At 60.5% G+C, this 8,089-nt stretch carries 10 protein-coding genes; 3 read left to right on the top strand and 7 right to left on the bottom strand.

The window, feature by feature from the left end:
• Positions 1–466 precede the first annotated feature (466 nt).
• Complete coding sequence (locus tag GEV05_29510; GenBank protein MPZ47428.1) at positions 467–1,114, top strand: hypothetical protein; 648 nt, start codon at positions 467–469, stop codon at positions 1,112–1,114.
• A 129-nt stretch (positions 1,115–1,243) separates the two neighbouring features.
• On the opposite strand, the gene GEV05_29505 is transcribed toward GEV05_29510, so the two are convergent.
• From GEV05_29505 to GEV05_29495, 3 genes are all read right to left on the bottom strand, one after another.
• Positions 1,244–1,735 carry a hypothetical protein gene (locus GEV05_29505; GenBank protein MPZ47427.1) on the bottom strand — a complete coding sequence of 164 codons (492 nt, stop codon included), beginning with the start codon at positions 1,733–1,735 and terminating at the stop codon, positions 1,244–1,246.
• A gap of 1,445 nt (positions 1,736–3,180) precedes the next feature.
• The gene (locus GEV05_29500) at positions 3,181–4,230 is read right to left on the bottom strand and encodes a PEP-CTERM sorting domain-containing protein (GenBank protein MPZ47426.1); all 1,050 of its coding nucleotides are present in this window, start codon (positions 4,228–4,230) and stop codon (positions 3,181–3,183) included.
• 607 nt (positions 4,231–4,837) lie between these two features.
• Positions 4,838–5,074: a hypothetical protein gene (locus GEV05_29495; GenBank protein MPZ47425.1), complete on the bottom strand. Its 237-nt coding sequence runs from the start codon at positions 5,072–5,074 to the stop codon at positions 4,838–4,840.
• Between the two features lie 113 nt (positions 5,075–5,187).
• Between GEV05_29495 and GEV05_29490 the strand changes: the two genes are divergently transcribed.
• The gene (locus tag GEV05_29490) at positions 5,188–6,042 is read left to right on the top strand and encodes a transposase (protein MPZ47424.1); all 855 of its coding nucleotides are present in this window, start codon (positions 5,188–5,190) and stop codon (positions 6,040–6,042) included.
• Here the strand turns inward: GEV05_29490 and GEV05_29485 are convergent.
• The 3 genes from GEV05_29485 to GEV05_29475 all read right to left on the bottom strand — a co-directional run bounded on the left by GEV05_29485 (position 6,003) and on the right by GEV05_29475 (position 7,244).
• Positions 6,003–6,332: a hypothetical protein gene (locus GEV05_29485; GenBank protein MPZ47423.1), complete on the bottom strand. Its 330-nt coding sequence runs from the start codon at positions 6,330–6,332 to the stop codon at positions 6,003–6,005. The genes GEV05_29490 and GEV05_29485 overlap by 40 nt on opposite strands.
• A 17-nt stretch (positions 6,333–6,349) precedes the next feature.
• Positions 6,350–6,880 carry an IS630 family transposase gene (locus GEV05_29480; protein MPZ47422.1) on the bottom strand — a complete coding sequence of 177 codons (531 nt, stop codon included), beginning with the start codon at positions 6,878–6,880 and terminating at the stop codon, positions 6,350–6,352.
• A 94-nt stretch (positions 6,881–6,974) separates the two neighbouring features.
• Positions 6,975–7,244, bottom strand: a complete 270-nt coding sequence (locus tag GEV05_29475) for a hypothetical protein (protein MPZ47421.1) — start codon at positions 7,242–7,244, stop codon at positions 6,975–6,977.
• Between the two features lie 112 nt (positions 7,245–7,356).
• On the opposite strand from GEV05_29475, the gene GEV05_29470 reads away from it, so the two are divergent.
• On the top strand, positions 7,357–7,542 hold the full coding sequence (locus GEV05_29470; protein MPZ47420.1) for a hypothetical protein: 186 nt from the start codon (positions 7,357–7,359) through the stop codon (positions 7,540–7,542).
• A gap of 147 nt (positions 7,543–7,689) precedes the next feature.
• On the opposite strand, the gene GEV05_29465 is transcribed toward GEV05_29470, so the two are convergent.
• On the bottom strand, positions 7,690–7,950 hold the full coding sequence (locus tag GEV05_29465) for a hypothetical protein (GenBank protein ID MPZ47419.1): 261 nt from the start codon (positions 7,948–7,950) through the stop codon (positions 7,690–7,692).
• Between the last annotated feature and the right edge of the window lie 139 nt (positions 7,951–8,089).

The following is an 8,089-nucleotide window of genomic DNA, read 5'->3' as shown; positions in this document are numbered from 1 at the left end:
ACCATCGGTGAACGGATGGCCAGGAAATAGCGAGCGGCTACAGAGGGAGAAAGTCGGCCCAGTGACCTCGGCCGTGTTAGGCTAATCCTGAGCCGTGGAAATCCAGGCTAGTGAATGTCGGTTGCATCGGTAGTTGAATGGCTGTCACACTCAATTCGACACGCGTTGACAAGGTACCTTCAAGCTAATGGATCGCGTCTCGCGAAGGACGGCTACAGCGTACCGGTTTTTCTTCCATTTGGATATCGCAACGTGCGTTATGTTACCGTGGCAGAGGGAGGAACATGCGAGGTGTAACATTGTGGTCACAGACGCTCGGTGCGCTGATTTTGGTGCTAGCAACCCAAAGTAGCATGTGTATGCACAGACACTGAAGTCGGCGTCTCTTCCAACATGGTATGAGCCTGGTCGTGTTTCCAACGAGGTATGAGCCTGAAGGCTGAGGTTTGGATCGATCATCGAAACCATGGTGATCGACATGAACGAAACGAAGTTATCTACGATTGCGCAACTGCGCGGCTTCCTGGAGGGCACATGCGAGGTTCGGTTCGAGCACGCTGCCGACGACGCCCAGCGCTATGCCTTCATCACTGCGGTAGTGCGCCGATTCGGCTATCGGTTGCTGCCGCGGGCGGACAAGGCGGTGGTGTTCGCCTGCCTGCTGCGCACCAGTGGCTACTCTCGGGCGCAACTTCGCCGGCTCGTCAGCCGAGTCTTGGACGGGGAGGCGCTCAGCAAGCGTTACTGCGCCCCGGCCAAGGGCTTTGGGCGTCGGTTCCTGGCTCTGGACGTAGCGCTGCTGGCGGCCACCGATGCGCTGCACAGCACGCTGTCTGGCCCGGCCACCAAGCTGATCATGCAACGGGCCTACGAACGCTTCGGCGACCCGCGCTACGAGCGCTTGGCGTCCATCTCGATCTCGCACCTGTACAACCTGCGCGCTCAGCGCGCCTACCAGCAACGGCGCCGGCATTGGACCAAGACGCGCGGCTATTCGATCCCGATCGCCCAGCGCCGTGCACCCGCCCCCGAAGGGCGTCCTGGGTTCATCCGCATCGACTCGGTTCACCAAGGCGATCAAGACGGCCTGTGTACTTGGCGTCTCGATCGATAATAAGGTAGCGCTTGGACGCAAGCGCCCCGCTATCCGCGTCGATCAGATTGCGAGCAACTTGAAGCATCCACGTCTCATCCGGCCGGGTGGTAATACCTGCAATATGGATAACTCGGTCGGCCAAGGTGATTACAGCAAGTAGTGCGTAACCAGTCCCCTCTGCGTCCACACCTCCACACTGAAGAAGTCGCTGGCAGCAAAAACCTTCCAATGGGCCTTCAGGAAGGTCGACCACGTCGTGCGCTTGCTGCGTTCCGGTGCAGGCTCGATGCCATTGCGCTTCAACACGTTGGCGATGGTCCCTCGACTCACCTCATGGCGGAGATTCATCAACGCGCCTTGTATGCGCGTGTACCCCCAGCCTGGATTCTCCCCGGCTATACGAACAATCAGATCGGAGAGCTCGCGCATGATGCCGGGACGTCCCGGGCTGCGTCGCTTGCTGAAGTCCCACTTCTGTGCGACCAGCCGCCGGTGCCACCGCATCAGTGTATCGGGGGAAACCAGTGTATCGAGTTCCAGCAGCGCTTTTCGCCCGATTGCCTTTGCTTTTCGAGCCAGGAGTGTCCGCTCGGCCTCGGTGAACCTGATTCGCTTACCCCGAAGCCTCTCCTTCAACATCCGGTTCTCGGCTTGAAGGAACCTGGATGCCGATCAGCTGGCGTCGATGCACCCAGCCTGAGAACGTCATCAGTAGAAATGCCAGCAGTGGCGGCACGGAACCCATGGTTCGAGTCTACCGCAGCTGTCGTCCGAGCTCTTGGACAACACGGGGATGACAATGTACTTGTTCTGTGAGAACCGCCGAAATAGAGAAACCCGCGCTGCTGGCCCCACTAAGTGAGATTGAGCGGGTCACCGCTGTTACACGGACGACTCGACAGGCGGGTTTCAGCAGGAATGGTAAACGCCGCTACCTCGAACGGTCAATCAAGACAGGCGTGGTGAGCAACCGTTACGGTGTGCTTGTCGACCACGATGGGAATCGGGCCACTCCGACGCTCAGTCCTCTCCGTGTGGTGTAGCTAATGTGTGGAGCGATGCCTTAGCTCGACCGATCGGGAACGCGATGACTCGGCCGCCTCTCTCCTCGCGGCCATACTCAACCGGATTCGGTCCGGCGCACAGCTTCTGCGGGAAGTGCACCAAGAGGACGTTAGGTCCAATGCGGTAGGGGACGACGCGCTCGGTCATGTGGGCAGTATAACGATGGGCTGCTCGCTGGCGAGTCACTGCGCGAGGCTAACATGCCGAATTCTGGGGCCGCGGTGAGAGGCGTACCTGTCCGGACGGGAGACCGCGCGTCTGCCCCCCAAGGCTACTCGCCCAAGCTGGAAAAAGAATTCTTTGCGCGTAATTGTTCGGTGGAGGACTGGCCGACTCGACGCGCGAGTTGTCCGTGCAGGACAGGTGGCGCACCAACATTCAGCCGGATCACAACGACAAGCACCCGGCCGTTGACGAGGAACCCGGGACCATACTTTTGCAACTCGGCCGTAGACGGCTCCTGCTTCTTCACGAGACCGCCCACGAGACTGCCTGCTCCTGTGAACCCGCTATGGTCCAGCCGCGACGCTTTCTAGAGAAGTTCTAGAGAACCCGCGTACCCCCCGCGGAGGTGCGACCGTAAGCAATTGTTTCCATTGGCGTCCCCACGGCGAGCAGAGCGATCCCCGCTATTTGCGCAACACGGCGATTCGAGGTCTGATCCGTTCCTGTCAGTCACTTACCGCCCGTAAACGCGTTCTCGTGAATTCCTTCCGATATCGGAATTCCCGGAAGAGAATGCGGTGCCTGTTCAGTCCACAAGCGGATTCGTCGCCTGTACGCCTGAGAAGCGGCTGAAATCCCGGTCCGCAGTCCACAACTCATGCACTTGATGGCGGAGGCAAAGCGCAGCAATGCGTGCATCGTGAATACGCGGCCCAGCGATACGACTGCCTTGCGTTGCAACCTCTTCGGCGATTCACTGCAAGACTGGCTGACGTCCAGGATCAAGCTTTAAACGAAGTCACATCGATTCACGCTCCGCAACGGGAACGAGACCGGGGCGGAGCGCGGGTCCCTCAACCGCGGCAACCAAGGCAGCGCGTCGCGCGGCGGCGTCCCAGAATCAGGCCGAAAAGGCCCGCGGCCAGCAAGCCCAACGAAGCCGGCTCGGGTACATCGACGACCTTGCAGTCTGTAAAGCCCGCATTGCCGTTTTGACCGAATGGCGTCACGTCGGCAAAGATATCGCCCCACCGCACCTCGTCGAACTTGCCGGGACAGTGACCGCCACCGGAGAACGTGAAGTTCGTTATCGCACCGTGGTGGGTGATGAAGAGATCCGAGTTGTTGATCGCGATCTGCGCCGCCGGCGTGTAATCGCTCTCGACCGAGGTCGTGGGATCGAGATATACCAACAGCCGATCGTCATCGGCCGTGGTCGCCAGTGGATTCACAGAGTCCATGGGGGTGAAATCGAACCGGAAAACGAAGAGGTGTGTGCCGGCCAGTGCATCGAGCGTCAGGCCGCCCCCATTCACCAGCTGCGATTGGGTGCCGCTCGGCGTTGTCACCTGCAGCGTGAGGTCTGTTACGCCCGAGAAAGAATTGACGAAGAGATCGACGGCAAGGAACGAATCGCCTATGCCGCCGTTCCACATCTCGTAAGCCCGTTTCCCGAATTGCGTGGGGTCGTCGGTGCCTTGCGTTCCGAAATCGATCAGAAAGCTCTGGTAGATAGTCCGCCGATCGCGCCCGAAACCGAGTCCTCCTGCGATTTCTCGTCCCGAACGGCCGAACGAGCAGCAGTTGAACTGGACCGCGTCGGTGACCAGTCCTCCTGCATTAGGAAAGTTGGGATAGGCGAGACTCCCGACATCTCTGACTGCCTGGGCATCTCCCCCGGACTGTATCCAACCCCCAGCATAAAAAGCGGTCGGGCCGATGGCGGGATTCTGGCCAGCGAGTACGTTCACACCGGTCGCATCGCTTCCGGCCACGTAATCGGCGGGTCCGCCCCCTACTCCGAAAGGATCGTATGCCAGCAGGGCGGCAACTGCCGTCGATACCTGAAATGACGCGAGCAGCGCCGCACCGGCTACCATCTGACACCACGACTGTCGCAACATGATCGCTCCTATCCGTTACTGCAACACGGGAACCCCCAATCGTTGAGTATTACATCCGCATGTGACTCGAACAAGTGACCAAAGTCACGCACAGCAGCAGACGCATGATCGCAGCAACGATGGCGCGCGATCGCGCTGCACATCATGCCAGGGACCGCGGTCCCGGGGCGCGCTGAAGATCAGCGCCGCCATCCTAGCCAAGGGCGACTCGGTGGCGCTGGCGGATCTCGTTCACGAACGGTGGGCGTCGTCTTTTCGTCTGCGAGTCATCGACGTAAACCAGGACCGAAGGGACCATCCCCAGAGCTCATCGCCGCGATTGTCGCGATGAAGTTGCGCAACCCGAGATTCGGCTGTGTGCGCATCGCCCAGCAGATCTCTCATGCCTTCGGTATCGAGATTGACGAGGACGTCGTTCACCGCGTCCTGGCACAACACTACCGGCCGGATCACGCTGGATCCAATGGCCCCTCCCTGATTTGGCGCTGATCGCGCAACCCGCCGACGCCGGTCGAGGCGTATGCGAGCTTCCCGGGGTTTCGCCTTCGCGAGCGCGATGATGTCCTTCAGGGTGCTCAGGCTGCCGGTCGGTGAAACAACCAGGCAGTTAGTTATTGGTGCCGATCATCGCGATCGGATCGAACGAGCGCTCCACGTCGAACGGCAATTTGCGGACCGCTGCGTTCATGGTGTAGGAGACCGAGATAAGCAGAATCGTGTAGCCGTCCGGTGCCGTTCCGGCTGCGAGCTGCGTGCCGATGATGCCATTGGCACCGCCGCGGTTGTCGATGACACTGTGCTTGTGCTCCGCACTTATTCGATCCCGAGGAGATAGCCGGCTCATCGCGCTTCATGGCATGATAGGCGCATGGTCGCGCTCATCAAGATCGCTGTCCAGCTCCTCGCAGACGCCATCGCGTTTGCAGTTCTTCTCTGTTCGTGGTAGAGCCAAAGACGATGATCCGATGGCAACGTGCGGGCTGGAGCTTGTTCTGGAGATGGAAGTCCCGGCCTGGCCGACCGAGGATTCCCGTCGAGTTACGCGTATTGATCCGCAGGATGGCTCGGGAGAACCCGGTATGGGGTGAGGAGCGAATCGCCAGCGAGTTGTTGGTGAAATTGGGAATACAGATTTCGCCACGGACCGTGCGGAAGTACATGCCGAAGCGGTCGGACGGTCAGCCGCGTGGCGATCAGCGCTGGGCTACATTTCTGAAGAATCACGCAAGAGCGATCGTGGCGTGCGATTTCTTTGTTGCGGTCACCGCGACCTTTCGAATGGTCTACGTTTTCGTTGTCATCGAGCAAGGTAGCCGCCGGCTGGTGCGTGTCGATGTGACCGCGCACCCGAGCGCAGAATGGACCCTGCAGCAATTGCGGGAGGTGGTTGGCTACGAGGATCGCTACCGCTATTTGATTCACGACCGGGACAGCATTTTCGCAAAGCACCTGGACGAGTCGATCAAGGCGCTGGGTCTCAGCGTGCTGAAATCACCACCACGCTGTCCGAAGGCGAATTCGGTATGCGAGAGAGTGATCGGAACGATACGTCGAGAGTGCCTCGACTGGCTGATCCCGATATCTCAGCGGCATTTGCGCTTAATCCTGAAAGATTGGGTGGAACATTACAACCGTGGGCGACCGCATAGCGCGTTGGGTCCTAGTGTGCCGGATCCTCCAGCGGATCTTGACGCGATACCGACGGCTCAATCCCGGCATCGATTGGCGGCGGGCACACTCGTGCTCGCGAAATCGGTTCTGGGTGGGCTGCATCACGAGTATTCGTTGGCGATGGCGCCGACGAGCGCATGATGGTTTGGCGGGAAAGCTACGCAGGAGCGCGCGATGCGCATATTTGCGTACAGCCAGAGCAGTTCAATCGGTACGCGCAGCGCCCGGCAGAGCTGCTGGAGAAACTGAAGAATTCGCTCACCGTCGAAGTTCGCGTCGGCTTGGATACCGAAATAGGCTCGTACCCGATGCCGGCGGGGCGAGATCACGAGGGCGCCGATGACCGAGACCTTCAGACGCGAGCGGCCGCGCTGCATGAGCACCGGTGTCTGAGCGCACGGTGCCCAACTGCGCTGCACCAGCGGTCCCATCAAAAAGCCGGTTTCGTCTATGAAGACGATTGCCGCCGCGCGCCGCCAGGCGTTTTTTTTACCCGCGGCCAGTCCTCTCGAACCCAGCGGCGGATCTCATGCTCATCGCGCTCCACGGCACGGCGTGCCGGCTTCTGCGGACTCCAGCCCAAATCATGCAGCAATCGCCCGACATGATCGACGTGGTACTCAATCCCGAAGCGTTGTTTGATCACCTCGGCGATGCGCGGACAGGTCCAAAGGTCGGTGCCAAAGCCGGCGGCCAGTGGCCCCTTGAGAAGCAGCGCTTCAAGGCTACGTTTGCGCCTGGCACTGAGCTTGGAGGGTCGCCCCGGTGCGGGGCGCGCCTGCACGCCGGCTTCGCCATGCTTGCGCGCTGCCGCCTTCCAGCGCCGCACGCTGCGTCGATCTACGCCGAGGCGCCGTGCCACCTCGGAGGGCAACACGCCCTCGTCGAGCAGCGCGATTGCGCGCAAGCGTCGGCGTTCCAACTCTTCTGGACTTCCGCTCGGCCTCATGGCGTACCTCCGAGCGCAAGTATAGGACATTATTTACGCAGGGATCATTAGCTCAGCAGCAGCATCCAATAAATGCGGAGCACAGCCGTCGCGTTTCGCCAGCAGCGTCGAGCGGTCAGCTCTGCTACGCCTCGGCGCCCTCTGGCCCCGGCGAGCGGGCCGGCGATTGGCGTGCATACGGCATCGGTTTGCGCTCAACGCCGCCTTGGTAGGTGTAGACCCGCTCAAGGCGGCCGATGGCGTCGTGGACGTACACTTCTCCGTCGCGGGCGCGCGCAAGCTCGCATGCCCAAGCAACGATTTGCGATTTGTCTTCCGAGGAAATAGGCGGGTGGCCGGTCTCGGTTAGCGCGCACCACGCCATGCCACGCCTGACAACAAAGTAGGTCTTCATCGCCTCCTCCACAGAGCCGCCACTGGCACCGCATCGCCTTTCAGCAAGCGTTGTTCCCGGGCGACACCCACCGGCCCAATAGCAAACGGCCCGGTCTTCCGGGCCTAGGGACTTGGAAACGGAATCATGTTGGGATGGCCAATTCAGCGAAGCGACGACGGCGACTTTGGGACGAGTACGTGTTTCCGGATTTCGTCCGCTCCCCATCGTGCGCGGCGTCTTTGGTGAGCTGATCGAGAACGGCATGACGCTGCGCCAGATCGCGGCGAAGTTCGAGGCGACGGCACTGAAGAACTGACCCCGCCAGGCGACTGGCTGAAGGTAGGCGAGCGTACCGAAATGCCTGAAAGCCAATATCCATGCGGCTTCGAGCCACGTTTACCCCATCAATTTACCTACTCGATTCCGAGAAGACCCAGAAATTGCTTGATCCCAAGATGATCCATCAATCCCAACTGGTCGTCGGCAAATGCGTCCCATGGTTGGCGGCAGGGATGGGGCCGGTGGACTCGCCGCCGTTCGCGTTGCGCTGATCCATCGTGATGCAGCGAAACTCGTCCTTGAATACCTCCATCGAGTTGAAAACCGCAGTGCGACAATTGCTGATGCGCGAGTTCAGACCGCCGCCGGGGAAGAGGAGCAGAGGAAAGCCGCTCCCAGCTTTCTCGTAACGAACTCGGACATCGCCTTTCTCATAAAACGGCATGGTGTTCCCTCCTAAGCCAGCGCGAGCTGGCGGTAGCCCGCCGCTGCGACGGCGTCGCAATGGTCTCGATAGGCTGGATGGCCTCCGCTGTAGCGCATGATCCTGGGGCTTTGCTTGCCCTCGACATTGCGGTTGACGC

The sequence above is a fragment of the Betaproteobacteria bacterium genome (assembly GCA_009377585.1).
Lineage (GTDB): Bacteria > Pseudomonadota > Gammaproteobacteria > Burkholderiales > WYBJ01 > WYBJ01.
This window is presented reverse-complemented; position numbering and strand designations above follow the sequence as displayed.